General features: G+C 74.0%; 20 protein-coding genes. 11 read left to right on the forward strand and 9 right to left on the reverse strand.

The window, feature by feature from the left end; all coding sequences use genetic code 11:
• Positions 1 to 7: 7 nt before the first annotated feature.
• Positions 8 to 2,944: a glycoside hydrolase family 9 protein gene (locus GA0070610_RS19255; protein ID WP_089001321.1), complete on the reverse strand. Its 2,937-nt coding sequence runs from the start codon at positions 2,942 to 2,944 to the stop codon at positions 8 to 10.
• A gap of 400 nt (positions 2,945 to 3,344) precedes the next feature.
• Between GA0070610_RS19255 and GA0070610_RS19260 the strand changes: the two genes are divergently transcribed.
• The 3 genes from GA0070610_RS19260 to GA0070610_RS19270 all read left to right on the forward strand — a co-directional run bounded on the left by GA0070610_RS19260 (position 3,345) and on the right by GA0070610_RS19270 (position 6,501).
• Positions 3,345 to 4,133: an LPXTG cell wall anchor domain-containing protein gene (locus GA0070610_RS19260; RefSeq protein WP_089001322.1), complete on the forward strand. Its 789-nt coding sequence runs from the start codon at positions 3,345 to 3,347 to the stop codon at positions 4,131 to 4,133.
• 335 nt (positions 4,134 to 4,468) lie between these two features.
• A complete protein-coding gene (locus GA0070610_RS19265; protein WP_089001323.1) occupies positions 4,469 to 6,034 on the forward strand; it encodes an aldehyde dehydrogenase family protein in 1,566 nt (521 codons plus the stop codon).
• Positions 6,035 to 6,105: 71 nt separating this feature from the next.
• Positions 6,106 to 6,501, forward strand: coding sequence for a VOC family protein (locus tag GA0070610_RS19270; protein WP_089001324.1), 396 nt, complete (start codon positions 6,106 to 6,108; stop codon positions 6,499 to 6,501).
• 21 nt (positions 6,502 to 6,522) lie between these two features.
• Here GA0070610_RS19270 and GA0070610_RS19275 read toward each other — a convergent pair whose 3' ends face one another.
• On the reverse strand, positions 6,523 to 7,584 hold the full coding sequence (locus GA0070610_RS19275; protein WP_089001325.1) for a GNAT family N-acetyltransferase: 1,062 nt from the start codon (positions 7,582 to 7,584) through the stop codon (positions 6,523 to 6,525).
• Between the two features lie 123 nt (positions 7,585 to 7,707).
• Complete coding sequence (locus GA0070610_RS19280; RefSeq protein ID WP_089001326.1) at positions 7,708 to 8,412, reverse strand: ACT domain-containing protein; 705 nt, start codon at positions 8,410 to 8,412, stop codon at positions 7,708 to 7,710.
• A 151-nt stretch (positions 8,413 to 8,563) separates the two neighbouring features.
• Here GA0070610_RS19280 and GA0070610_RS19285 point away from each other — a divergent pair, with 151 nt between their 5' ends.
• On the forward strand, positions 8,564 to 9,649 hold the full coding sequence (locus GA0070610_RS19285; protein WP_089001327.1) for a phosphotransferase family protein: 1,086 nt from the start codon (positions 8,564 to 8,566) through the stop codon (positions 9,647 to 9,649).
• Positions 9,649 to 10,863, forward strand: coding sequence for an acyl-CoA dehydrogenase family protein (locus tag GA0070610_RS19290; RefSeq protein WP_089001328.1), 1,215 nt, complete (start codon positions 9,649 to 9,651; stop codon positions 10,861 to 10,863). Before GA0070610_RS19285 ends, GA0070610_RS19290 begins: the two co-directional genes overlap by 1 nt.
• 225 nt (positions 10,864 to 11,088) lie before the next feature.
• Here the strand turns inward: GA0070610_RS19290 and GA0070610_RS19295 are convergent, their stop codons facing one another.
• The 6 genes from GA0070610_RS19295 to GA0070610_RS19320 all read right to left on the reverse strand — a co-directional run bounded on the left by GA0070610_RS19295 (position 11,089) and on the right by GA0070610_RS19320 (position 17,846).
• Complete coding sequence (locus GA0070610_RS19295) at positions 11,089 to 12,135, reverse strand: LacI family DNA-binding transcriptional regulator (RefSeq protein WP_089001329.1); 1,047 nt, start codon at positions 12,133 to 12,135, stop codon at positions 11,089 to 11,091.
• Positions 12,136 to 12,220: 85 nt separating this feature from the next.
• Complete coding sequence (locus GA0070610_RS19300) at positions 12,221 to 13,654, reverse strand: GH1 family beta-glucosidase (RefSeq protein ID WP_089001330.1); 1,434 nt, start codon at positions 13,652 to 13,654, stop codon at positions 12,221 to 12,223.
• The gene (locus tag GA0070610_RS19305) at positions 13,651 to 14,493 is read right to left on the reverse strand and encodes a carbohydrate ABC transporter permease (protein ID WP_089001331.1); all 843 of its coding nucleotides are present in this window, start codon (positions 14,491 to 14,493) and stop codon (positions 13,651 to 13,653) included. Before GA0070610_RS19305 ends, GA0070610_RS19300 begins: the two co-directional genes overlap by 4 nt.
• A gap of 11 nt (positions 14,494 to 14,504) precedes the next feature.
• Positions 14,505 to 15,470: a carbohydrate ABC transporter permease gene (locus GA0070610_RS19310; protein ID WP_089001332.1), complete on the reverse strand. Its 966-nt coding sequence runs from the start codon at positions 15,468 to 15,470 to the stop codon at positions 14,505 to 14,507.
• Between the two features lie 159 nt (positions 15,471 to 15,629).
• A complete protein-coding gene (locus GA0070610_RS19315) occupies positions 15,630 to 16,922 on the reverse strand; it encodes an ABC transporter substrate-binding protein (protein ID WP_089001333.1) in 1,293 nt (430 codons plus the stop codon).
• A gap of 378 nt (positions 16,923 to 17,300) precedes the next feature.
• Positions 17,301 to 17,846 (reverse strand): plasmid pRiA4b ORF-3 family protein, encoded by a 546-nt coding sequence (locus GA0070610_RS19320; protein WP_089001334.1) that lies wholly within the window; start codon positions 17,844 to 17,846, stop codon positions 17,301 to 17,303.
• A gap of 150 nt (positions 17,847 to 17,996) precedes the next feature.
• Here GA0070610_RS19320 and GA0070610_RS19325 point away from each other — a divergent pair, with 150 nt between their 5' ends.
• The 6 genes from GA0070610_RS19325 (at position 17,997) to GA0070610_RS19350 (ending at position 26,240) form a co-directional block, all read left to right on the forward strand.
• The gene (locus tag GA0070610_RS19325; RefSeq protein WP_089001335.1) at positions 17,997 to 18,743 is read left to right on the forward strand and encodes a pyrimidine reductase family protein; all 747 of its coding nucleotides are present in this window, start codon (positions 17,997 to 17,999) and stop codon (positions 18,741 to 18,743) included.
• Positions 18,744 to 18,885: 142 nt separating this feature from the next.
• On the forward strand, positions 18,886 to 20,640 hold the full coding sequence (locus GA0070610_RS19330) for an ATP-binding protein (protein ID WP_089001336.1): 1,755 nt from the start codon (positions 18,886 to 18,888) through the stop codon (positions 20,638 to 20,640).
• 123 nt (positions 20,641 to 20,763) lie between these two features.
• Positions 20,764 to 21,912 (forward strand): exonuclease SbcCD subunit D, encoded by a 1,149-nt coding sequence (locus tag GA0070610_RS19335; RefSeq protein WP_089001337.1) that lies wholly within the window; start codon positions 20,764 to 20,766, stop codon positions 21,910 to 21,912.
• Positions 21,912 to 24,386 carry an AAA family ATPase gene (locus tag GA0070610_RS19340; RefSeq protein ID WP_089001338.1) on the forward strand — a complete coding sequence of 825 codons (2,475 nt, stop codon included), beginning with the start codon at positions 21,912 to 21,914 and terminating at the stop codon, positions 24,384 to 24,386. Before GA0070610_RS19335 ends, GA0070610_RS19340 begins: the two co-directional genes overlap by 1 nt.
• A gap of 37 nt (positions 24,387 to 24,423) precedes the next feature.
• The gene (locus tag GA0070610_RS19345; protein WP_089001339.1) at positions 24,424 to 25,383 is read left to right on the forward strand and encodes a hypothetical protein; all 960 of its coding nucleotides are present in this window, start codon (positions 24,424 to 24,426) and stop codon (positions 25,381 to 25,383) included.
• Complete coding sequence (locus GA0070610_RS19350; protein ID WP_089001340.1) at positions 25,383 to 26,240, forward strand: spermidine synthase; 858 nt, start codon at positions 25,383 to 25,385, stop codon at positions 26,238 to 26,240. The genes GA0070610_RS19345 and GA0070610_RS19350 overlap by 1 nt, the downstream gene beginning before the upstream one ends.
• Positions 26,241 to 26,246 lie beyond the last annotated feature (6 nt).

A 26,246-nucleotide genomic window follows, 5' to 3' on the forward strand; every position in this document is an offset into this window, starting at 1 on the left:
TCGTGCGTCAGGAGACCGTGCAGGGGGTGCCGTTGAGGGTGAATGCCGTGGGCTTCGGGTTCGAGCCGGTGTGGGTGCCGTTGAAGCCGACGCTCGTCGACGCCCCCGGCGCGAGCCGGCCGTTGTAGGAGATGTTGGTGGCGGTGACCGCGGTGCCGGTCTGGGTCCAGGTCGCCGACCAGCCCTGGCCGACCTTCTGGCCGGCGCTGGGGAAGGCGAAGGCGAGCGTCCAGCCGTCGATCGTCGTCGTGCCGGTGTTGGTGAGGGCGACGTTCGCGGTGAAGCCGGTGTCCCAGCTGCTGGCCGTCCAGGTCACGGAGCAGCCGCCGGACGCGGGCGGGTCGGCGGTGGTGACGGCGACCGGCGCGGACGCCGCCGAGGCGTTGCCGGCCGCGTCCACCGCCACCACGAAGAACTGGTACGCGGTCGCGGCGGTCAGCCCGGTCACGGCCAGCGTGGTGCCGGTGGGCGAGCCGACAAGCGTGTCCCCACCGGCGGCCGACCGGTAGACCCGGTAGCCGGTGACCCCGACGTCGTCGGTCGACGCCGCCCAGCTCAGCGTGAGCCCGGTGGCGGTGACCGCCGAGGCGGTCGGCGTGCCGGGGCGGGTCGGCGCGACGGTGTCGGGGGCCGGCGCGACGGGCGTGGTCACCTCGGCCACGGGCGAGGCGGCGGAGCGGTTGCCGGCACCGTCGCGGGCCCGCACCGTGAACCGGTACGTGCGCTCGGGCAGCAGCCGGGTCACGGCCAGGGTGTTGGTGGCCGAGTTGAGCAGGACGAGCGCGTCGCTGCCCACTTGCGCCTGGGTGACCTCGTAGCCGGCCAGCCCGCTGCCGCCGGCATCGGTGGACGCGGGCCAGGTGAGGGTCAGCCCGGTCGCGGTGACCGCCGAGGCGACGGGGGTGCCGGGGGTGGTCGGCGCGGTGGTGTCCGGGATGGCCGGCCCGGGCTCCTCGCCCCAGACGCGGGTGGCGCCGGAGTGGAGCGTGACCTTCCGGTTCGGCCCCGCCGTCGCCTGGTACGACGGGTCGTTCGTCGGGTCCCAGGTGCCGCCCTCGGGCACGCCGATCTTGAACTGCACCTCCATCCGGTGCTGCGACTGCCCGGCGGGCGCGATGGTGTGCCCGGTGCAGTCCACCTCGACGTACCAGACGTCGCCGCTGTGCTGGCGGGCCGTGGACGGCGACGGGCAGCCCTGGGTGTAGCCGGGGGTCACCGTGACCGGGCCGGTGCCGTCGGGACGGAAGTAGTAGCGGAACTTCCCGTCGGTCAGGGCGCGGGCCGGGAACGCCGACTTGTTGTAGACGATGGCCTTGAGGCCGGTGGCGCGCGGCTCGGCCTGCATGACCGTGGTCTCGACGGTCAGCTCGTCGATGTCGGGCGTCTCGGCGCGGGGGAAGCCGGCGAGCGGAGTGCCGCCGTACTCCCGGGTGAGCCGGGCCAGCGCGGAGGTGAAGCCGGCGTTGTAGTCGGTGGCGACCTCGTTCATCACGTAGTCCGACCGGTTGTCGGTGTACGCGTCGTTGGCCGCCGACGGGCCGCCGACCAGCGCGCCGTAGAGGGTGTGCCGCGTCTCGACGGGCACGGTCTGGCTGTCCCACCAGGAGCCGTGCGCGGTGCGGTGGTGCGGGTTCTTCGGCGGGTTGGCCCCGAAGCCGATGACGTAGCTGGAGGCGCGCGGGTTGTCGCCGAGCGCGTAGTCGATCTGCCGGACCGCGAAGTCGTGGTAGCGGGCCTTGCGGGTGGCGTCGGTGGTCTTGTCGCTGTAGACGAGGGCGGCGAAGGCGGTGTTCGCGGCGTAGCGCAGCGCCCCCCACGAGTCGAGCACGGCCATCCCGCCGGGCGAGTACGGCACCCGCTGCCCGTTGACGCCGACGGTCCAGTAGTCGAGCCAGCGGTTGGCGTCGTCGACGTACTTCTGCTTGCCGGTCAGGTTGGCCAGCAGCACGTACGCCCCGAACTGCTTGTTGTCCCAGGCGATGGTCCACTTGTAGGAGCGGGTGGTGCTCTGGTTCTCGGTGCCGAGCCTGTCGTACTCGCTCTCGGCCTTGGCCAGGTAGGCGGGGTCGCCGGTGGCCCGGTACAGCCAGATGGCGGACCAGACCAGCTCGTCCTGCCAGCCGCTCCAGGAGCGGTAGAAGCTGGTCGCGTCGGTGATGCACTCGTGGTAGTTCTTCCGCACGGTGTCGGCGAAGGTGTGCAGCTGCTTCGCGTGCCCGAGCAGCCGGTCGGCGTAGGCGGCGTCGGCGGGCCGGAAGACCATCGACGACGCGGCCATCGCCGCCGCCGTCTCGCCCGCCAGGTCCGCGCCGCCGCAGCTCGCGTCGATCTTGTACGCGGGCCGCGCCATCGGCATCACCTCGGCCGGGCCCCACCACTTGTGGTCGTCGTCGCCCTTGCCGACCTGCCCGTAGAGCACGCTCGGCGCGGGGTGCGCCTTGACGAAGTAGTCGTTGACGAAGCGCAGGTTGTTGAGCAGGTGGGGCAGTTGGCCGGAGGCGACGTAGCCGGCGCGGTACTCGACGGCGCCCCAGGCGAGCATGGTGGCGCTGAACGCCATCGGGAAGCCGAACTTGACGTGGTCGCCTGCGTCGTACCAGCCGCCGGTGAGGTCGAGCCCGACGTCGGCGCCGTCGGTGAGCGCGGAGTCGCCGCGCCAGGAGACCCGGTTCCAGTCCGGCAGCGGGCCGGACTGCTGCGCCTCGTAGAAGTAGAGCGACTTTTGCAACGCCTCGGCGTAGTTGAACGCGCCGGCCGCGGCGGGTGTGGTCCGTGCCGTGGCGGTGCCGGCGGTCGCGGCGGTCCGCGTGGCGTCCACGGCGGACGCGGGCGCCGGGCCGGTGACGGCGAGGGCGAGGCCGGCGACGAGGGCGGTGCCGGCGGCCAGCAGGAGGCGCGACCGGGGCGGGGCGCCCGGCGGGCGTGGAGAGCTCGGATGGCGCATCAGGTGCTCCTGTCGGTGGTGTGGCCCGTCGGGCACCGGCGGGCGCGGCGCTGCGGGCGGTGCGGGTCCCCGTGGCGACGAGGGTGGTGAGTGGCACGGGCAGGGCGGGCGCGGTGCGACCACGGTCGCCGGGAGCGCTCCCATGGATAGACGACAATGTAAAGCGGGCGCGGACGATTTGGGAAGTGTCGCCGCGCCGGACAGGGCGACCCGGTGTCGCCGGAGCGCTCGCGGGATCGAAAGCGTTACAGCGACACGCCCACCGAGAGTCACGGATTCTCCTGCCGCCGAGAAGAGAGGTGACGCGTATCGGCAGCTCAGGCCGATCGCCCGATCCCCAGGACCGTCACTCATCGTGCGATCATGGGCCGTCCCCTCGATCAATTCCGGAGGAATCCTCATGGCACACCGTCGGCGCGTGGTGCGCGCGGCCGTTTCCACCGCAGCCGCCACCGCCTGCCTCGCCCTCGCCACCCCGGCCTGGGCGTCGAGCACCATTGCGATCAACCCGGACCACCGGGACGAGACGGCCGGCGGCTTCTCCACGCGGGACTGCGCCGACCCGCGGTTCGCGGACCGGCCGGCGGACCACGACGGCTGGCACTTCGTCCTGCCCGGCGGCAAGGCCTCGGGCGGCTTCGAGAGCCTCACGCTGACCTTCGGGACCGGCACGGGCGAGGTCACCGTCACCGTGCCGGACGCCGACGATGCCTACCCCGACGCCCTCTACCCGGCGGGGAAGAACGAGGACCGGCTGATCCACGCCTACCTCTTCACCCCGGCCGGCTGGACCCTGCTGGACGGCAGCGCCGTCATCACCGGGACCGCCGGCAAGTTCAACCTGAGCCACACCTGCGGGGGCACCGCGCCGTCGCAGTCGCCGAGCCCGAGCCCGTCGCCGACCACCTCGGAGTCGCCGCAGCCGTCGGAGTCCCCGTCGGAGTCGGCCTCCCCGAGCGCGTCCGCCCCGCCGTCGGAGTCGGAGTCGCCCTCGGACTCGGCCTCGCCGTCGACGCCGGCCACCGACTCGCCGACGGCCAGCCCCGGTGGCAGCGGCGGCGGTGAGGGCGGCCTGCCGCTGACGGGCGTGGCGACGACCAGCATCGCGCTGGGCGGGCTCGCCCTCATCGGGGGCGGCGCGCTGCTGATGCTGCGCCGTCGTCGCGACGACATCACCTTCACGAGCTGACCCCACCCAGCGCCGACCCGGCCGCCGGACACCTCGTCCGGCGGCCGGTCCTCGTCTCCGCCCCGGACGGCCCGCCACCCGGACGCCCGACGGGCCTCCCGCGACCACCGGACGTTCATCACATCATCTAAGTACGTCGATGTGACGTCGACATATGCCCAGGTCAACCTGCCGGAAGGGGTCCAAAAAGACGCGGCGGGACCGGTGCGACGCGGGGCCGGCGTTCCGGCATACGAACGTACTGTTGCCGCGCCGCTTCCCGGCGCGCGACAGTACGCCTCACCAGCGGTGCCATCGACGCCGCCGCTCCCCCGGTCAACCCTGAGGAGATCGCGATGGCTCTACGACTCGCCGAAGGCACCGCCTGGTCCGACACCCTCGCCCGCGCCGTGGCCGCCGCACCGGAGGCGTTCGGCTCCCCGGTCGACGGCGTCACCACGCTGCACAACCTCGTACGCGGCGACTGGCACGCCGTGGGCTCGCCCAGCCCGGTCCGCACGCCGGTGGACAACACCGTGCTGGTCAGCCTGGCCCGCCTCGACGCCGAATCCGCCCGCGCCGCGGTCGCGTACGCCGCCGCCGCGCACCGGGTCTGGGCCGACACCCCGCTCGCCGACCGCAAGGCCCGGGTCACCGACGCCCTGGACGCGCTCACCGCCCACCGCGACCTGCTCGCCCTGCTGCTGGTCTGGGAGATCGGCAAGCCGTGGCGGCTGGCCTGCGCCGACGTGGACCGGGCGCTCGACGGCGTCCGGTGGTACGTCGACGAGATCGACCGGATGCTCGCCGACGGCCGGGAGCCGCTGCCGGGACCGGTCAGCAACATCGCGTCGTGGAACTACCCGATGAGCGTGCTCGTGCACGCCGAACTGGTGCAGTTGCTCGCCGGCAACGCGGTCATCGCGAAGACCCCGTCGCAGGGCGGGGCGGTCTGCCTCACCGTCGCGCACGCGCTGATGCGCCGGGCCGGGCTGCCCGCCACCCTGGTCTCCGGCGGCGGCGAGGAGCTGTCCGAGGTGCTCGTACGGGCGCCGGAGATCGGCGCGGTGGCGTTCGTCGGCGGGCGCTCCAACGGCGGCAAGGTCGCCGCCGCGCTGCTCGACTCCGACAAGCGGCACTTCATCGAGCAGGAGGGCCTCAACGCGTGGGGCATCTGGCACTTCTCCCAGTGGGACCTGCTCGCCGGGCACCTGAAGAAGGGCTTCGAGTACGGCAAGCAGCGCTGCACCGCGTACCCGCGCTTCGTGGTCCAGCGGGACCTCGTCGACGAGTTCCTCGACATGTACCTGCCGGTGGTGCGCTCCGTCCGGTTCGGACACCCGCTCGCCGTCGGCGACGGCTGGACCGCCGGTAACCCGCTGCCCGAGCTGGACTTCGGCCCGCTGATCAGCGGCGCCAAGGCCGACGAGCTGCGCCGCAAGGTCGACGAGGCGGTACGCGGCGGCGCCGTGCCGCTGCACCGCGGCAAGCTGCACGGCGCGCCGTTCCTCGACGGGCAGGACACCTCCGCGTACGTGGCCCCGTCGGTGCTGCTGGCCCCGCCCGGGCGGTCCCGGCTGATGCACGCCGAGCCGTTCGGCCCCGTCGACACCATCGTCGTGGTGGACACCACCGACGAGCTGCTGGCCGCGATGAACGCCTCGAACGGCGCGCTGGTCGCCTCGCTGGCCTGCGACGACGAGGAGTTGGCCGGCAAGCTCGCGGTCGACCTCCAGGCGTTCAAGGTGGGCATCAACAAGCCGCGCTCGCGGGGCGACCGCGACGAGCCGTTCGGCGGCCGGGGCGCGTCCTGGAAGGGCGCCTTCGTCGGCGGCGACCTGCTGGTGCAGGCCGTCACCCAGGGCGGCGACGGCCGGCTCTACGGCAACTTCCCCGACTACAGCAGCTACCCCGCCACCTGAGACGTGAGGCAGCGCCCCCTGTGCACGTCGCAGGGGGCCCTGCCGACACCACGGACGCGTACCGTCGAGTGATGTCGATCATCGCGCAACTCTCCCTGGGAGTGTCCGATCCGCAGCGGGCGGCGGCCTTCTGGTCGGCCGCGCTGGGCTACCACCGCCGCCCGCCCCGGTACGCCGGCGACGACTGGATCGTGCTGGAGCCGCCGCCCGGCGTGCCGGGCACCGCCATCGCCATGGACGTCAGCGAGAGCCCGGCCGAGGAGTTCCCCCGCATCCACCTCGACATCGACGCCGGCGACCGGGACCTCCACGAGGAGGTGGCGCGGCTCGTGGCGCTCGGCGCGCACCCGGTCGACTGGCGGCACTACCCGACCGACCCGCACCCGGCCGAACCGCCGTACGTGGTGCTCGCCGACCCGGAGGGCAACCGGTTCTGCGTGCAGGGGACGCGCGCACCCGCGACGTGACGCCTCCGCGCGCCCGCCGCGTCAGCAGGGGCCCCTTCCGTTGACCGAGGGCACGCCCGCGGTGAGCGGGACGGTGAGGCTGACCAGCGCGCCGTCCCGCTCGGCCGCGGCCGGCCGGTCGAGCCGCCGCACGGTGCGCAGCATCGGCGCGTTCTCCGCGTGGACGTGCAGCACCAGGGCCGCGTGACCGGCCTGCTCGGCGTGCCGGACCAGCCGGCGCAGCAGGGCCGAGCCGAGGCCCCGCCGCTGCCAGTCGTCGCGCACCAGCAGCGCCGCCTCGGCCTCGTCGCCCTCGGCGAGCAGGTTCGCCATCGCCACCACCGACCCGGTCGCGCCGGCGTCGCCGGCCGTGGCGAGCAGGGTCACGCCCCGGGCCGGCTCCAGCAGCCGGCGCAGCCGGGCCGGCGAGGGAGCCGCCGCACCGCCCAGGTAGCGGCGGTGCCGGCTGCGCGCCGAGCAGCCCTCGTGCAACTCGACGACGCCGGGCAGGTCGTCGACGGTTGCGGGTCGTACGGCCGCCTCGGCGCCGTCGGGCAGCACCAGGGTGACCTGCTCGGCGGCCCGGCGCGCGACGGCCGCCGACAGCTCGACCAGGGCCTGGGCGCGGGCGTACTCGGCCGGGGTGAAGCCCGGCACGGCGCGGCGCAGCGCGAACGACCCGCCGGCCGGGTCGTCCAGCAGCATCGTGGTCTCGGCGAGCCCGCCGCCGGAGCCGGTCGACGCGGGCCGCCAGGCGACCGCGTCCGCGCCGAGCAGGGCGCGCAGCGCCTCGCCGGTCGCGTCCGGGTCCCGCACCAGCCGGGTGGCCAGGCCGAGCGCCCGGGTCGGCTGGTCGGCGAGCCCGCGCGCCTCGCTGCGCGCCACCCAGCAGTCCCGGCCCCGCCCCCGGTGCACGGCGGCGACGAGGCCGGCCTCGTCGAGCGAGTCGGGCGCGTCGACCAGGAAGTCGTCGACGGCGCCCCGCTCGGTGGTGTGCACCTGCACGGCGAGGATGTTGACCCCTCGCAACGCCAGGCTCGCCGTCAGCACCGACAGGTAGCCCGGCCGGTCGTCCACGGTCGCCCGGATCCGCCACAGCGTCATGGTTCGCTCCCTTCCCCCGTACGAGGCTCGCGGGTCGCTGTTGCGGGCCGGTTGCTCCCGGGTGACGGCTCCGGTCCCGGCACGGCGACCTGCGCCACACCGGCCGCCGCCGGCCGGCCCGGCTCAGGGGTTCGCGGCCACCGGGGGCGCCCCGACCAGGTCGAGCCGGTCGCCGAGGATCACCGCGGCGGCCCGCACGAGCTGCGCCAGCCGGTCCACCTCCGTGGCGTGGAAAGCCGCCGCGGCCGGCGTCCCGGCGCACTCGCGGGCGGCCACCAGCACCAGGCCCGCCCGGCCGAACGGCGCGACCGCGACGTGCGGGCCGGCCGCGACGCTGATCGCCCGGGCGCGCAGCGGGGTCACCTCCGGCAGCGGCGGCGGTACGGGGGCACGCCAGCTCGCGTACCCGACGGTCGCCTCCCCGGCGGCGCCGGTCCGGGAGGCCCAGTCCACGGGCACCACCGCGGCCACCGCCCAGTCGGCGGCGAGCAGCCCGGGCACGGCGTCGACCAGCGTGGCGACGCCGTCGACCGGGTTGGCCGCGACCTGGGCCAGCAGTTCGGCGTCCTGCCCCGACGTGGTGGGCGCGCCGATCGCCCGCCACACCCCGTCCACCCGGACGCCGGGGATCGCCGCCAGCCCGGCGAGCAGCCGCTCGACCCGCGCCGCGCCCGGCCAGACCACGGTGAAGTCGTCCACCGCCCGCCCGCCGAGCCGCTCCAGGACGACCACCTGGACGATGTCCGCACCGGACACGCCCATGGTGCGCGCCACCTGACCGAGCGTGCCCGGACGGTCCGGCAGGGTGACCCGAACTCGCAGCAACATGTCTGAACCCTCCGCTCGGCGGGCCGGCACCACGGGCCGGCAGGCTGGGCCCCAGCCTGGTGGGTGGCCGTTTCGCCCCTGTTGCAGCGGCATGTCCCGAGGGTCAAATCCCGACCTTGACAGAATGGCGGAGCTGCCATCAACTAATCGGATGACCGAGCCGGCCGTCGACGCGCACGGGCCGGGCAGTGTGCCCGCCCCCGCCTCCCCCCGCGGGCTGGATCTCGACCGGCTCGCCGATCACCTGGCCCGGCACCGGCCCGACCTGGCCGACGGCCCGCTGCGGGCCCGGCTGATCGCGGGCGGCAAGTCCAACCTGACCTACCTGCTGGCGCTCGGCGAGCGCGAGGTGGTGCTGCGCCGCCCGCCGCTCGGGCACGTGCTGGCCACCGCGCACGACATGGCCCGAGAGTACCGGGTGATCTCCGCGCTGGCGCCGACCGACGTGCCGGTGCCCGCCGCGCTGCTGCTCTGCGAGGACGCCGAGGTCATCGGCGCGCCCTTCTACCTGATGGAACGGGTGCACGGCGAGGTGTTCCGCACCCGCGCCCAGACCGATCCGCTCACCGCCGAGCAGCGGCGGGAGCTGGCGCTGGCGATGATGGACACCCTCGCCGCGCTGCACGCGGTCGAGCCCGCCTCGGTCGGGCTGGCCGACTTCGGCCGGCCCGAGGGCTACCTCGCACGGCAGGTACGCCGCTGGGCGGGCCAGCTCGACCGGTCCCGCAGCCGGCCGCTGCCCGGCATCGAGGAGCTGCGGGACCTGCTCGCCGGCACCGCGCCGGAGGGCGCCAACGCCGGCCGGATCGTGCACGGCGACTACCGGCTGGACAACCTGCTCGCCACCGTCGACCCGGTGGCCGTACGGGCCGTGCTCGACTGGGAGATGGCCACCCTCGGCGACCCGCTGGCCGACCTCGGGCTGCTGCTGACCTACTGGGACGTGCTCGGCGGCAGCGACTCGGCCGCCGGCAACCCGGTCGCCGACGGGCTCGGCCCGCGTGCCGGGTTCCCCACCGGCGCGGAGCTGATCGCCCGGTACGCGGGGCGCGGCGACGTCGACGTCGGGCCGCTGCACTGGCACGTCGCGCTCGGCTGCTTCAAGCTCGCGGTGATCTGCGAGGGCATCCACTACCGGCACACGCTCGGGCAGACGCTCGGCGAGGGCTTCGACCGGATCGGCGACATGGTGGCACCGCTGGTCGAACACGGGCTGACCGCCGCCAGGGAGCGGTGATGGACTTCGCGTACGACGCCCGCACGGAGCAGCTGCGGGCCGAGCTGACGGACTTCCTGGAGCAGCACGTCTACCCCTCGGAGCCGGTGCACGCCGCGCAGGTGGCCGCCGCCGGCGACCCGTGGGCCCGACCCCCGGTGATGGCCGAGCTCAAGGCCGAGGCGCGCAAGCGCGGCCTGTGGAACCTCTTCCTGCCCGACCCGCGCCACGGCGCCGGCCTGACCAACCTCCAGTACGCCCCACTGGCCGAGCTGACCGGGCGCAGCCCCCACCTGGCCCCGGAGGCGCTCAACTGCGCCGCGCCCGACACGGGCAACATGGAGCTGCTCGCCGAGTTCGGCTCGCCGGAGCAGCAGGAGCGCTGGCTGCGGCCACTGCTGGAGGGCGAGATCCGCTCGGCGTTCTGCATGACCGAGCCGGAGGTGGCGTCCTCGGACGCGACCAACATCGCCACCCGGATCACCCGCGACGGCGACCACTACGTGGTCGACGGGCGTAAGTGGTGGTCGTCCGGGGCGATGGATCCGCGCTGCGAGATCTTCATCGTGATGGGCAAGACCGACCCGCAGGCCGACCGGCACCGCCAGCAGAGCATGATCCTGGTGCCCCGGGACACCCCCGGCATCGCCGTGCGGCGGGGCATGACGGTGTTCGGCTACAGCGACGCCTCGCACGGCGGGCACGCCGAGATCGACTTCACCGACGTCCGCGTACCGGTGGAGAACCTGGTCGGGGCGGAGGGCACCGGCTTCGCGATCGCCCAGGCCCGCCTCGGCCCCGGCCGCATCCACCACTGCATGCGGCTGATCGGCATGGCGGAGCGGGCCCTGGAGCTGCTCTGCCGGCGGGCCCTCGACCGGGTCGCGTTCGGCCGGCCGCTCGCCGAGCAGGGCGTGGTGCGCGAGTGGATCGCCGAGTCGCGGGTGCGCATCGAGCAGGCCCGGTTGCTGGTGCTCAAGACCGCCTGGCTGATGGACACGGTCGGCAACAAGGGCGCGCACACCGAGATCCAGGCCATCAAGATCGCCACTCCCGCCATGGCCGAGTGGGTGATCGACAAGGCCATCCAGGCGTACGGCGGCGCCGGCGTCAGCCAGGACACCCCGCTCGCCGCCCTCTGGGCGCAGTCGCGCACCCTGCGCCTGGCCGACGGCCCCGACGAGGTCCACCGCTCCTCGCTGGCCAAACGCGAACTTCGCCGCTGGTCGGACTGACCCCCCAGACACCCCCACCCGCGAACCGACCCCCCACCCCCACCCCTCCCACACCCCACCCCACCCCGGCCCGGCCCGGCCCGGCCCGTTGATCATGAAGTTATTGTCGCGACACGCCGATGTCGAGGGCAACAACTTCATGATCAACCCGGGAGGTGGGTCCGGAGGTGGGTGGGGTGGGTGGGCTGGGTGGGGTGGGCTGGGTGGGTGGTGGAGGCGGGTGGGTCAGGCGGAGGCGCGTTCGATCAGTTGGGTGTCGAGGAGGATGTGGGGGGACGGAAGCTCGTCGCCGCGGATGCGGGAGACCAGCAGGCGGGCCATCTGCCGGCCCATCTCCTCCACCGGCTGGAAGACCGTGGTCAGCGGCGGCTCGGCCTGCCGGGCGATCGGGGCGTCGTCGAAGCCGACCACCGCCACGTCCTCCGGCACCCGCCGACCCGCCTCGCGCAGCGCGCGCAGTGCCCCGAACGCCATCAGGTCGGAGGCGACGAAGACGGCGTCGAGGTCGGGGCAGGCCTCCAGCAGCCGACGCATCCCGGCCGCCCCGCTGCCCTCGCTGAAGTCGCCGTACGCGATCAGGGCGGGGTCGACCCCGCGCCCGGCGGCCTTGACCGCCTCCTTGTAGCCGGTCAGTCGGCCCAGGCCGGCGCCCATGTCCTGCGGGCCGGCGATGGTCGCGATGCGCCGCCGCCCCCGGCCGGCCAGGTGTTCCACCGCGCGCCGGGCGCCGCCGACGTTGTCCACGTCGACGTAGTACGCCGGCTGGGCACCCGGTTGCAGCATCCGGGCCGGACGGCCGCCGAGCACGGTGGGCAGGCCGCGCTCCTCCAGCAGGGTGGGCAGCGGGTCGGAGTCGTGCAGCGACAGCAGCAGGACGCCGTCGACGTGCTGGTTGGTCAGGTGGTGCTCGACCCGCTCCCGCTCGATCGGCGACTGCACCATGGCCAGCCAGAGCTGCAACGGGGTCTCCAGCAGCCCCGAGCTGACGCCCCGGACGATGCCGGCGAAGAACGGCTCGGTGAAGACCCGGTCGCCGGATTCGGAGACCACCAGGGCGATCGAGTCGGTGCGCTGGGTGACCAGGGCGCGGGCGGCCCGGTTCGGCACGTACCCCAGCTCGGCGATGGCCTGCTGCACCGCGGCGCGCGCCTCGGGGCTCACCTGCGGCGAGCCGTTGACCACCCGGGAGACCGTCCCGCGACCGACGCCGGCGCGGGCGGCGACGGCGTCGAGGGTCGGGCGCCCGAGCGACCGGGTGCGCTGCGTTGTCATTGTCTGCTCCTCCGACGGCGGACCGGCCCCGGCGCCACCCCCTGCGGGGTGGCGCCGGGGCCGCCCGTTGATGACTGGCCCTGGCCTATTGTGCGGCCAGACCGTTGCGTCGGATCACCTCGGCGTACCACCTGGCGCTGGACTTGGGGATGCGCACCTGGGTGTCGTAGTCGACGTGGACCATGCCGAACCGCTTCGTGTAGCCCCAGGCCCACTCGAAATTATCCATCAACGACCAGGCGAAGTATCCGCGCAGGGGCACCCCGGCCTCGATCGCCTCGTGCGCGGCGCGCAGGTGGGCGTCGAAGTACGCCAGCCGGTCGACGTCGTCGACCCGCCCGTCGACCACCTCGTCGACGAAGGCGGAGCCGTTCTCGGTGACGTAGAGCGGCAGGTCGGTGTACTCCTCGTGCACCCGGCGCAGCGTCTCCACCAGGCCGGGGGCGTCGATCTCCCAGTTCATGTCGGTGACCGGCACGCCCCGGGTGACGAACCGGACGTCCTCGCTGCCCGGCCAGCACGACGGCGCCCGCCAGTACGGCTCCGGCTCGGCGTCGGGCACCGGCGCGGCGACGACGTGGCGGCTGTAGTAGTTGACGCCGACCACGTCCAGCGGGGTGGAGATGGTCGCCAGGTCGCCGTCGCGCACGTGCCCGAAGTCGGTGACCCCGGCGAGGTCGGCCATCAGGTCGGCCGGGTAGGACCCGCGCAGCAGCGGGTCCAGGAAGAAGCGGTTGGCCAGCCCGTCGATGCGCCGCGCGGCGTCGACGTCGGCGGGCGCGTCGCTGGCCGGGGTGACCGGGTAGAGGTTGACCGTCACCCCCACCTCGGCGCTCGGCCGGGCCGCGCGCAGCGCCTGCACCGCGAGGCCGTGCCCGAGCATCAGGTGGTGCCCGGCGCGCACCGCGTCGGCGCCGTCCGAGCGGCCCGGTGCGTGCACGCCCGAGCCGTAGCCGAGGAACGCCGAGCACCACGGCTCGTTGAGCGTGGTCCAGTAGCGCACCCGGTCGCCGAGCGCGTCGGCGACCAGCGTGGCGTAGTCGGCGAAGCGCGCGGCGGTGTCCCGGGCCGGCCAGCCGCCGGCGTCCTCCAGCGGCTGCGGCAGGTCCCAGTGGTAGAGGGTGAGCCACGGCTCGATCCCGTGCCCCAGCAGCTCGTCGACGAGCCGCCGGTAGAAGTCGAGCCCCTCGGCGTTGGCCGGGCCGGTGCCGCCGGGCTGGACCCGGGGCCAGGAGACCGAGAACCGGTACGACTTCAGCCCCAGCTCGGCCATCAGCGCGACGTCGGCGCCCATGCGGTGGTAGTGGTCGCAGGCCACGTCGCCGGTGTGCCCCTCGACCACCCGGCCGGGGGTGTGGCTGAAGGTGTCCCAGATCGACGGGGTCCGGCCGCCCTCGGCCGCCGCGCCCTCGATCTGGTACGCGGCGGTGGCCGCGCCCCAGAGGAAGCCGGGCGGGAAGGTCAGCGGCGGACGGTCGTCGACGACGCCGACGGCGGGCGGGCTGGCGGGGTTGCTCACGACTTGACGGCACCTTCCATGATCCCGCCTACGATCTGGCGGCCGAACACGATGAACACGATCACCAACGGTAGAGTGCCGACCGCCGTGGCGGCGAACACCTGCGAGTAGTCGGTGTAGTAGGCGTACGACAGGAAGGCCAGCGAGACCTGGAGGGTCGGGTTCTCGGAGGTGAGCACCGCGTACGGCCACAGGAACGAGTTCCAGGTCTCCATGAACGTGAGCAGGCCGAGCACGGCGGCGGCCGGGCGCAGCGCGGGCAGCACGATGTTCCAGTAGATCCGGAACGTGCTCGCCCCGTCCACCCGGCCCGCCTCGATCAGCTCGTCGGAGATGGCCTGGGTGGCGTACTGCCGCATCATGAACACGCCGAACGCGCTGACCAGGAACGGCACCGTCACCGCGTAGAGGGTGTCGAACCAGTTCAGGTCCTGGATCATGCCCCACAGCGGGATGAGCCCGAGCTGCGTCGGGATCATCATGGTGACGATGATCGTCAGCAGCAGGGCGTTGCGGCCCCGGAAACGCAGCTTCGCGAAGGCGAAGCCGGCCAGCGAGCCGGTGATCACCACGGAGACGGTCACGATGCCGGAGACGATCACCGAGTTGAGCAGGCCGGTGAGGAAGTTCGCCGCCTCGTTGTCGAGCACGCGGCCGAAGTTGTCGCCGAACGACCCGGCGGGCGCGACCGGCGGCGGGACGTCGTTGATCGAGTCCAGGCTGCGGGTGGCGATGACCACCATGTAGTAGAACGGGTAGATCGAGAAGAGCGTCGCCAGGACGAGCGCGACGTAGGTCAGCGGGCTGGTGCGCCACAGGCGCCGGGATGCCGAGTTCATCTGGGCGTTCCTCACTTCACCGTGCGGCGGACGAGCAGGAAGTTGATCCCCGAGACGAGGGCGATCATCAGGAACATCGCCCAGGCGACCGCCGCGCCGTAGCCGGCCGTGTTGAGGTTCTCGATGCCCAGCTCGTACATGTACATGGCCAGGGTCTGGAACTCGCGCTGGTCGCCACCGATGATGTTGCCGTTGGCGAAGACGAGCGGCTCGGTGAAGAGCTGGAGCCCGCCGATGGTGGAGAGGATCACCACGAAGACGAAGGTCGGCGTGAGCATCGGCAGGGTGATCCGCCAGAACTGCTTCCACTGGCTGGCCCCGTCGAGCGCCGCCGCCTCGTACAGGTCGCGCGGGATGGCCTGCATGCCCGCGAGCAGGATCAGGGTGTTGTAGCCGGTCCACCGCCAGTTGACCATCGAGGCGATGGCGGTCCAGGAGCTCCAGCGCTCGGCGTCCCAGTCGATCGCGTCGATCCCGACGAAGCTCAACAGCCAGTTGATCACGCCGAAGTCGCGCTGGAAGAGCATGCCGAAGACGATCGCCACGGCGGCCACCGAAACCACGTTCGGCATGAAGATCGCCATCCGGAAGAACGTGCGCGCGCGCAGGAAGGTGCGGTTGAGCAGGTTCGCCAGGAACAGGGCGAGCAGCAGCTGAGGGATGGTCGACAGCAGGAAGATGCCGAACGTGTTGAGCGTGGCGTTCCAGAAGTACTCGTCCTTGACCAGGGCGACGTAGTTGTCGAACCCGATGAAGCTGTGGTCGCCGATCAGGTTCCAGTCGTGCAGGGACATCCAGGCGGTCCGCAGCATCGGGTAGAGCCCGAAGATGCCGAAGACCACGAAGAACGGCGCGATGTAGAGGTACGGCGAGTACTTCAGGTCCAGCCGGGTCAGCGAGTGCGACCGGCGCCGCGCGGGCGGGCGGGGTGGCGGTGCGGCGGGTGACGGCGGCGCCGTCGTGGCCGAGAGGCTCATGCGGGGTCCTTTCCCGGCGTCGGCACGGGCGCGCGCCGACGCTCAGGCGCTCTTACGCGAAAACGGGACGGCGCCGATGGCGTCCGGGGACGGAACGGGGACGGCGCCGGTGGCGCCCGGGTGTGTGAGGACCCGGACGCCACCTGGCGACGAGATGGGTCAGAAGGCGCCCTGCGTCTTGGCGTCCTTGGCGAACTGCTCCCAGGCCTTGTCCTTCGTGGCCTGTCCCTGTTCGTACGAGCGCAGCGCCGGCTCGAACGCGTTCTCCTTCACCGCCTGGTGCTTCGGGCCGAGGTGCAGCGGCTGGATCTTGGCGACGCTCTCACCGAAGATCTTGCCGGTCGGCGCGTTGTTGAAGTACTCGTTGGTGTAGGCGAGGAACTCCGGGTTCTTCAGCGCCTCCAGGTTGGTCGGCAGCGGGCCCTTGAGCTTGAACGCCGCCACCTGGCTCTGCGCGTTGGTCAGGTACTCGGCGAGCTTCGCCGCCTCCTTGGGGTACTTGCTCTGGGTCGGGACGCCCAGCCAGGAGCCACCCCAGTTGCCGGCGCCGCCGGGCACCGGGGCGACGTCCCACTTGCCCTTGTTCTCGGGGCCGGAGTTGTCCGCGACGATGCCGAGCATCCAGGACGGGCAGAAGGTCGCCGCGAAGGTGCCCTGCTTGAAGCCGGCCGACCACTCCGGCGACCACGTGGCCGTCTCGGCGGTGATGTTGGCGTCGGCCATCGCGACCGCGGTGTCCCAGGAGGTCTTCACCGCCGCGCTCTTGTCGGCGACGATGTTGTCGTCCTTGTCGTAGAACAGGTCGCCGCCCTGCTGGAACATCACCGCGCTGGCGGCGGTGGTGACCGAGTCGACCAGGCCCTTGCCGGTGGCGGCGCGGTACTTCTTGCCGGTCTCGATGAAGGCGTTCCAGTCCGGCCAGAGGGCGGCGACCTGGTCCCGCTCGACCGGCAGCTTGGCGGCCTGGAAGAGGTCGCGGCGGTAGCAGACGGCAAGGCTGCCGACGTCGGTCGGCAGACCGATCAGCCGGCCGTCGGGCGCCTTGCCCAGCTCCCACTTCCAGGGCAGGTAGTCCTTGCTGTGGTCGGCGACCAGCGGGGCGAGGTCGGCCCAGTTGGCGGGGTTGGCCTTGAACTCGTTGAGGATGCCCTCTTCGAGGGCGACCACGTCGGCCGCGCCCTTGCCGGTGGCCAGCGCCCGGACGATCTTCGGCCGGTACTCGTTGAGCTGGGCGGTCTTGCGCAGCTCGACCTTGATGCCGGTGTCCTTCTCGTACTGCTTGATGATCTCGTCGTAACCGAACTCGCCGAACGTGTCGACGACCAGCTTGGCGGGCTTCTCGCCGGCCGCGGGCGCGTCGTCGTCCTTGCCGCAGGCCGCGAGACCGCCGATGGCGGTGATCGCGGCCAGTGCGGCAGCCGCCATGCGGGTGCGCCGCGTGGTGAGGCTCATCGGAGACCCCTCTTTCGGTGGTGAGGCTGACTGGGTGTGGTGGGGGGGTGCCGTGCGCGTCGTCGGTGCCGGCCGGGGCCGGCGCTCGACGACCGGGAGCGGGGCGCGGGTGAGTCGTGCCACGTTCGCGGGAGCGCTCCCATGAGATTGCCGGCGGGTGTCGAGGGTGTCAATAGGCCTATGGGAGCGTTCCCAGATCGTTACCGCGAACGCGTCCGCGCGGAACGCCACGCGGCGCCAGCCGATCCGCACCCCGGCGCCACCTGGGCATCCGTCGGGTTGAAGCGGTTCAGCTCGCCAGCGCGGGCACGAGGGGCCCGCTCAGCGGCCAGCCCGGCAACCGGGTACCGGCCGCGGACGCGTCCCGCCGAAAGCGGTTCAGCAGAAGCGGCGGAGCAGGGTGCCGGCCCGGCGCGCGTCGAAGGCGTCCGGGTCGAACCGGTCGCCCACCCAGTCCCGCGTGCGCGCGTGCTCGGGGTGCCCCGCGTCCGCCAGCACGGCCAGCAGCGCCTGCCAGCCGGCCGGGCCGCCGGTGTCCTCGGGCGGGCACGCCCGCTCGCCGCCCGAGCAGGTCGGGTACCGCTCGTCCGGGTCGGCCGTGAAGGCGTCCTCCACCACCAGGTCGTGCTCCCACCAGTCGCCGAAGTCGTACGTGTAGTGGAAGCGGCTGCCCTTTCCGACGACGGCGTCGAGGCGGACGTCCAACTCGTCGCGCAGGGCCAGCTCGCCGTCGGGGTCGGGCTCGCCGTACTGGCGGCCCTCGATCTCGAACGAGTGCAGGTGGCAGTCCCGCCAACCCATGGCGTGCTGCACCACCCGGTGCAGCCGGTCCAGCGTGTAGCCACCGGGGACGAGGACCCGACGCCAGACGGGCGGCCGGACCCCGGCCAGGGAAATCTTCAGCTGGAAGATCTGACGCGGCATGCTGTCCCATCCTTCCTCGGCATAGGCTGCGGGCATGATCTGCCGAGCGTGCCGGGCCAGGCGGCACGACGACTGCCCGGGGCGGAACTGGTGCGACTGCCAGCACCGTACCTCCCGACCCACCCCTCCGGTCACTGGTCCGGCCGGCGAATGAGCGTCGGAATCCCGATCTCGGCGCTCTGGCCGCGACCGTCGGCGCGCCCGTTGGACGACGCCGCGCTCACCGCGCTCTACGGCCGGGTCGGCCGACCCCACCTGCGGGTCAACTTCGTGACCAGCGTCGACGGCGGCGTCTCCGTCGACGGCTACTCCGCCGGGCTCTCCGGGGAGCCGGACAAGCGCGTCTTCGGGCTGCTGCGCATGCTCTGCGACGCCCTGGTCGTCGCCGCCGGCACGCTGCGGCACGAGGGCTACCGGGCGGTACGCCTCGACGAACGGCGCCGGGCGTGGCGCCGCGAGCACGGCCTGCCCGAGTACCCGACGCTGGTCGTCGTCTCCGGCTCGCTCGACCTCGACCCGGCGCAGGCCGCGTTCGCCGACGCGCCGGTGCGGCCCGTGGTGCTCACCCGGGCCGGCGCCACGGCGCCGCCCGGCCTGAGCGACGTCGCCGACGTGGTGCGCCGCGGCGACGACCGGGTGGACCTGGCGGCGGGCCTGGCCGAGCTGCGCCGCCGCGGGCTCGGCCAGCTGCTCTGCGAGGGCGGTCCGCAGCTGTTCGGCGCGCTCACCGCCGCCGACCTGGTGGACGAGGTCTGCCTCACCGTCGCCCCGCTGCTCGCCGGGGCGGGCCCGGGGCGGATCACCGCCGGCGACGCCAGCGACGTACGCCACCTGCCGCTGCGGCACGTGCTCGCCGCCGACGACGGCGTGCTCATGCTCCGCTACGCCCGCGACTGACCGTGGCCGGACGGGCACCCTGCGGCTGAGGGCACCGCCGACGGCGTGGCGTCCGCCGCGTCGCGTGGCAACCTGTCGTACTCCTCGGGCAGGATGCAGGCGTGTGCCCCGACCGCGACGACCAGCCGACCGGAGTTGCCCGATGACTGACGACGGGTTCGACGGCCCGGGCGAGGCGGTCGGCCGGGTACTGGGCACCGCCGACGCCACCCCCCTGCAGTTCTGGACGGCGGTCTCCCCCGGCAGCTACCTCCAGCTCGACGACGTCGTGGTGACCCGGCGCGAGCTGCCCGACCGCGAGCCGGTGACGATCGCCGGGGTGGTCACCCAGGTGCGGGCCCGGCACGAGGGCGCCCAGTTCGAGTCCGACGTCTTCGCCATCGCCGACGGCACGCTGCCCGCCCAGGTGCAGGAGGCCGCCGAGATCACCACCACCCGCGTCGACCCGGAGCTCTACGTGCCGCCGTCGCCCGGCGCCGTGGTGCACCGCGCCGAGGGCGACGCCCGGGCGCGCGCGCTGCACTTCGACCGGATGGAGCGGCGCATCCCCATGGGCATGGGCCGCGACGGGGTGCCGGTCTACCTCAACGCCGACTTCCTCGACGGCAGCCGGGGCGCGCACGTGTCGATCTCCGGCATCTCCGGCGTCGCCACGAAGACGAGCTTCGCCACCTTCCTGCTCTACTCGGTGTTCCGCTCCGGCGTGCTGGGAGGCGACGCGGTCAACGCCAAGGCGCTCATCTTCAACGTCAAGGGCGAGGACCTGCTCTTCCTCGACCACCCCAACACCCGGCTCGACGACGCCACCCGCGCCTCCTACGCGAAGCTCGGCCTGGTCGCCGGTGCCTTCCCCGACGTGCGGGTCTACGCCCCGCCCCGGGTCGGCGACTCCTCCGGCACGCCCGACGTGAGCAGCCGCCTAACCGGGGTCGACAGCTTCTACTGGACGCTGAGCGAGTTCTGCGCCGACCGCCTGCTGCCCTACGTGTTCGCCGACGCCGACGACGAACGCCAGCAGTACACGATGGTGGTGCACTCGGTCGCCGCCCACCTGGCCCGTTACGCCCAGCCCGCCGACGGCGGGGTGAGCATCGACGGGGTGCGTCTCGGCTCGTACGCCGACCTGGTCGACCACATCGTCGAGCAGCTCAACGACGACGAGACCCGCTCCGACTGGGCCGGCAGCGCCGTCGGGCTGGGCACGGTCAACGCGTTCGCCCGGCGGCTGATCGGCAGCAAGAAGGACCTGTCCCGGCTGATCCGGGGCGACCTGGCCACCCGTCGCCCGCACAGCATCAACACCGCCGAGAGCGCCCAGGTCACCGTGGTCGACCTGCACAACCTCCCCGACCGCGCGCAGCGGTTCGTGGTCGGCGTGACGCTCAAGAGCGAGTTCGAGCGCAAGGAGAAGGCCGGCACCGCCAAGCCGCTGCTCTTCGTGGTGCTCGACGAGCTCAACAAGTACGCCCCCCGCGAGGGCTCCTCCCCCATCAAGGAGGTGCTGCTCGACATCGCCGAGCGGGGCCGCTCCCTCGGGGTGATCCTGGTCGGCGCCCAGCAGACGGCGAGCGAGGTGGAGCGGCGCATCGTCACCAACTCGGCGATCCGGGTGGTGGGCCGGCTCGACCCGGCCGAGGCGTCCCGCCCGGAATACGGCTTCCTGCCGCCCGCCCAGCGGCAGCGCGCGCTGCTGGCCAAGCCGGGCACGATGTTCGTCAACCAGCCCGACATCCCGGTGCCGCTCTGCCTGGAGTTCCCGTTCCCGGCCTGGGCCACTCGGGTCTCCGAGGCCGGCCGCGCCCCGTCCGAGACGCTCCGGTCGCTCACCCAGTCCGTCGACCCGTTCGCGGTGGTCGGCTCCGGCGGGGGCACCTCCGACGACGACATCCCCTTCTAGGGGGAGACCGGTGAGCGCGAGGAGTGAGCTTGCGAGCCCCGCAGTCGCGAACGAAAGGCTGGCACCGGTGAGCGCGAGGAGTGAGCTTGCGAGCCCCGCAGTCGCGAACGAAAGGCTGGCACCGTGAAGATCCTGCACACCTCCGACTGGCACGTCGGCAAGGTCCTCAAGGGGCAGTCGCGGGCCGAGGAGCACAAGCGGGTCCTGGCCGGCGTGATCGACGTCGCCCGCGCCGAGGCGCCCGACCTGGTCATCGTCGCCGGTGACCTCTACGACACCGCCGCCCCGACTCCGGAGGCCACCCGGCTGGTCACCCGGGCGCTGACCGCGCTGCGCCGCACCGGCGCCGACGTGGTGGCCATCGGCGGCAACCACGACAACGGCCAGGCCCTCGATGCGCTGCGACCATGGGCCGAGGCCGCCGGCATCACCCTGCGCGGCGGGGTCCGGGACAACCCCGACGAGCACGTCATCGACGGCACCACCGGCGGCGGCGAGCGGTGGCGGCTGGCCGCGCTGCCGTTCCTCTCCCAGCGCTACGCCATCCGCGCCGTGGAGATGTACGAGCTGACCGCCGCCGAGACCACCCAGACGTACGCCGACCACCTGGGCCGGGTGCTGGGCCGGCTGACGGAGAGCTTCACCGAACCGGACCGGGTGCACCTGGTCACCGCCCACCTGACCGTGGTGGGCGCGACCACCGGCGGCGGCGAGCGCGACGCGCACACCGTGCTGGGCTACGCGGTGCCCGCCACCGTCTTCCCGGGCACGGCGCACTACGTGGCGCTGGGCCACCTGCACCGCTCGCAGCGGGTGCAGGGCCCCTGCCCGATCCGCTACAGCGGCAGCCCGCTCGCGGTCGACTTCGGCGAACAGGAGAACGTGCCGTCGGTGACCGTCGTCGAGGTCACCGCGACCACGGCGGCGCAGGTGCGGGAGGTGCCGGTGACCGCCGCCACCACGCTGCGTACGGTCCGGGGCACCCTGGCCCAGCTCGCCGAGATGGACGTGCCGGACGCCTGGCTGCGGGTCTACGTGCGGGAGCAGCCGCGCGCCGGGCTGCGCGAGGAGGTGCAGGAGCTGCTCCCGCAGGCCCTGGAGATCCGGATCGACCCGGAGCTGGTGCCCGCCCCGGGCAGCGGCGCCCGGGTGGCGCAGCGGGCGGGCCGCTCGCCCCGGCAGCTCTTCGCCGACTACCTCGACAGCCGGGGGCACACCGACGACGGGGTGCGGGAGCTCTTCGACGAGCTCTTCGAGGAGGTCGACCACTGATGCGGCCGATGCGGCTGGACATGGCGGGCTTCACCGTCTTCCGCGACGAGACCACGATCGACTTCACCGACGCCGACTTCTTCGCGCTGGTCGGGCCGACGGGCTCCGGCAAGTCGACGGTGCTGGACGCGATCTGTTTCGCCCTCTACGGCACGGTGCCCCGCTGGGGTGGCGCCCGGGGCCTGACCAACGCCCTGGCGCCGTCGGCCACCGAGGCGCGGGTCCGGCTGGTCTTCGAGTCCGCCGGTTCCCGCTACGTGGCGACCCGGGTGGTCCGCCGCGACGGCCGGGGCAACGTCAAGACGGCCAACGCCGGATTGCAGCTGATGCCGGCCGGTTTCGACGTGACCAAGCTCGACACCGGGCTGAGCCCGGAGGACCTCGGCGAGGTGGTGGCCGGCACCCCCGCCGAGATGGAGCAGGCGGTGCTGGAGGCGGTCGGGCTGCCGTACGAGCAGTTCACCAGCTGCGTGGTGCTGCCACAGGGGCAGTTCGCGGACTTCCTGCACGCCAAGCCGGCCACCCGGCAGCAGATCCTGGTCAACCTGCTGGGCCTCGGGGTCTACGAGGACGTGCAGAAGAAGGCGACCGCGCGGGCCGCGCAGGCCGAGGCGAAGCTGGAGGCGGTCGACCAGGCGCTCGCCGGGCTCACCGACGTCGACGACGCCGCGCTGGAGGCGGCCACCGGGCGGGTCGACCGGATGCGGGAGCTGGCGGGGGCGGTGGCGAGCGCCGTACCGGAGTTGGAGGCGGCCCGGGCGTCGGCGCGGGAGGCGGGCGCGGCCCTGGCGGCCCTCGACGCCGACCTGGCGGTGTTGACGGCCGTGCGCGCGCCGGACGGCGTGGCGGAGGTGGCCCGGGCGGTGGCGTCGGCGCGGGCCGGCGCGGACGAGGCGGCGACGGCGGTGTCGCTGGCCGAGGAGGGGGAGGAGAAGCTACGCGGCGAGCTGGCCACCGCCGGTGACGAGAGCGCGCTGCGGCTGCTGCTGCGGGCGTACACCGACCGGGAGAAGCTGGCCGGCGAGGCGGCGGCGGTCCGCGCGGCGGTGACCGGGGCGCAGGCCGAGCACGGCGCGGCCGTGGCGGCGCTGGCCGAGGCGCGGGCGGCGGCCGAGCGGGCCGAGGCGGAGCTGGAGGCGGCCTTCCGCGCCCACGAGGAGGCGAAGGCGACCGACCAGGCGGTGGCGTTGCGCGCGCACCTGCGCGCCGGGGCGCCCTGCCCGGTCTGCGAGCAGACCGTCGCGACGGTGCCGGCGGTGCCGGCCGACTCGGCGGTGGCCGCCGCGACGGCGGCGGGACGGGCGGCGCGGGCCGCCAGCAAGGCCGCCCAGTCGGTGGTGCAGGAGCGCGACGGGGCGGCGCGGGAGCTGGAGCGGGTGCTGCTGCGCGCGCGGGCCCGGCAGGACCAGGTGCAGGCCCGGCTAGCCGAGCTGGACGACCATCTGGCCGGGGCGGCCGAGCCGGTGGTGCTGCGCCGCGAGCTGGACGACCACGCGCGGCTGCGCCGGGCGCTGGAGGAGTCGGCGGCGGCGGTGCGGGCCGGCCGGGAGGCCGCGCGGCGGGCCCGGGCGGCGGTGGACGCCGCCGAGGAGCGGTTGCGGGCGACCTGGCGCGCGTTCGACGCGGCCCGCGACGGGCTCGCCCGGTTCGGGCCGCCGACGGCGGACCGCGACGACCTGGGGGCCGCGTGGGCGGCCCTCACCGGCTGGGCCGGCGAGGAGGCGGAGCGTCGCCGCGCCGAGCGGGCCGGGCGGGCCGGGGCGGTGACGCAGGCCGAGGCGGCGGCCGCCGAGGTCGGCGAGCGCATCGCGGGCGTCCTCGCCGCCGCCGGGCTGCCGCCCGCCGACGATCCGCTGCGCGCCACCGACCGCGCCCTCGAGCGGGCCGAGGCCGACCTGCGCGAGCTGGAGCGGCGCCGGGAGCAGGCTGGTGGCCTGCGCGAGCAGCGGGCCGGCTACGAGCGCGAGGCGCAGGTGGCCCGGGCCCTCGCGGGGCACCTGCGGGCCAACAACTTCGAGCGGTGGCTGCTCGCCGAGGCGCTGGACCTGCTGGTCGACGGCGCCTCGGGCATCCTGCGGGAGCTCTCCGGCGGGCAGTACGACCTGATGCACGACAAGGGCGAGTTCTTCGTGGTCGACCACCACGACGCGGGGTTGCGTCGGGGCGTTCGCACCCTGTCGGGCGGCGAGACCTTCCAGGCGTCGCTGGCGCTGGCGCTGGCGTTGTCGGAGCAGCTCGCCGGGATGTCCACCACGGCGGCGAGCCTGGAGTCGATCGTGCTGGACGAGGGCTTCGGCACGCTCGACGCGGCCACCCTCGACACGGTGGCCGCCACGCTGGAGAACCTGGCCGCCCGGGGCGACCGGATGGTCGGTGTGGTCACCCACGTGCCGGCCCTCGCCGAACGCATCCCGGTCCGGTTCGAGGTCAGCAAGGACGCCCGGTCGGCCCGCGTCGAACGGACCGGCCGGTGAGCGGGGCCGCGGCGCGCGCGACGGGAGGTCCGCTGCGGTGACCGATCCCCGGTTCTTCGTCGACGCGTGGGACCCGGCGTACGGCGCGTCGTTCGAGGCGTCCGGCGGCGGCCCCGCCGCGCCGAGCAGCGCCCAGGTCGACGCGGACGCCGAGCTGCCGGCGGTGGACTGGCGGGCGATCGGGCCGCGCTCCGACGTCCGGGCCCCCGACGTGGTGCTGCTCGTCGACGGGGTGCGCCGCATCGACGCGAGCGTGTGGACGGCCGAGGACGACGGCGCGTCCTTCCCCGGCCTCGCCGCGTCGTACGCCGCCGGCGTGGTCCGGTGCGACCTGGAGCGCGGCGCGGCACAGCTCGCCGGGGCGAAGGTGGGCCGGGGCCTGTTCACCGCCAGTCCGTCGGCGGTGGACGTGGTGGCCGGCAGCGTCCGCTACCCGGTGCACCGGGTGAGCGGCACGGGCGAGCTGAACAAGCTCCCGGCCGCCGTGCAGGGGCCGCTGACGGCGCTGGAGGTGGAGGTCTCGGGGGCGGCCCGCACCGACGGCGACCTGCTGGTGGTCGACGGCCCGCTGCGCAACCGGCGGCAGCTGCCGCGCACCCTCGGCTACATCAAGACGCAGCACAGCCAATACCTGGACGCCCGGCTGACCGCCGTGGTCACCGGGTTGGCGGCCGGCGAGCGCTCCCCGGTGTTCAAGCTCGGCACGGCCTGGGGCGGCTGGTCGTGGTACCTGCGGCTGCCGGTGGCCCTCGGCGCGCCGTGGGCGGGCATCGTCCGGATGGAGTGCTCCGCCGAGCTGGGCATCGACGAGGCGGTGGGGCTCGCCGACCTGTCGCTGGTCACGCTGCCCCGGTTCGCGTCCACCCCCTATAAGGACCCGCGGGCACCGCAGAACCTGATCCCGATCGCCGGCCTGGAGCGCCGGCTGCGGTCGCTGCTCGGCGACGCGCGGCTGCTGCACCGGGTGCTCACCACCGCCGCCCGGGCCCGGCGCTGATGGGCCGCAAGCGGGCGGCCGACACGGTGGCCGCGCGGGTGGACACCGGCCAGGCCGAGCTGGTGCCCGATCCGGACCGGCCGGGATCGTGGACCCTGCTGCTCGACGGCGCCCCGCAGTCGCACGTGGACCTGGCCGATCCCACGCACCTGGAGTTCGAGTACGTCCGGCGGCTCGCCGCCGCGATCGACCTGCTGGCCCCGGCCGGGGCGCCGCTGCGGGTGCTGCACCTCGGCGGCGGCGCGCTCACCCTGCCCCGCTACGTGGCGGCCACCCGGCCCGGCTCCACCCAGCGGGTCGTCGAGGTGGACGGCGCGCTCGTGGACCTGGTCCGCCGGGCCCTGCCGTGGCCGCCGGACCCCCGCCTCAAGGTGCGGGTGGCCGACGCCCGGGCGGTGCTCGCCGCCAGCCGGGACGCCAGCTACGACGTCGTGCTCGCCGACGTCTTCGCCGGTGCCCGCACGCCGGCGCACCTGACCTCGGTGGAGTACGCCGCCGAGGTGGCCCGGGTACTGCGTCCCGCCGGTTTCCACCTGGCCAACGTGGCCGACGGCCCGCCGCTGCGCCACGCCCGGGCGCAGGTCGCCACGGTCCGCTCGGTGCTGCCGCGGGCCTGCCTCGTCGGCGACGCGGCGGTGCTGCGCGGGCGTCGTTACGGCAACCTGGTGCTGGTGGCCGGCCGGGTCGAGCCGCCAGTGCCGGAGCTGACCCGGCGCGCGGCCGGGGACTGGTTCCCGGGGCGGGTCCTGGCCGGCGAGGAACTCGACCGCTTCGCGGGCGGCGCGGCGGTGGTCCGCGACGTCGACGCCACCGACTCGACCCCGCCGCCGCCCGGGATCTTCTCCGTGGGTCGGTGAGCGGAA

Origin of the sequence: Micromonospora echinofusca (assembly GCF_900091445.1) — a bacterium.
Classification (GTDB): domain Bacteria; phylum Actinomycetota; class Actinomycetes; order Mycobacteriales; family Micromonosporaceae; genus Micromonospora; species Micromonospora echinofusca.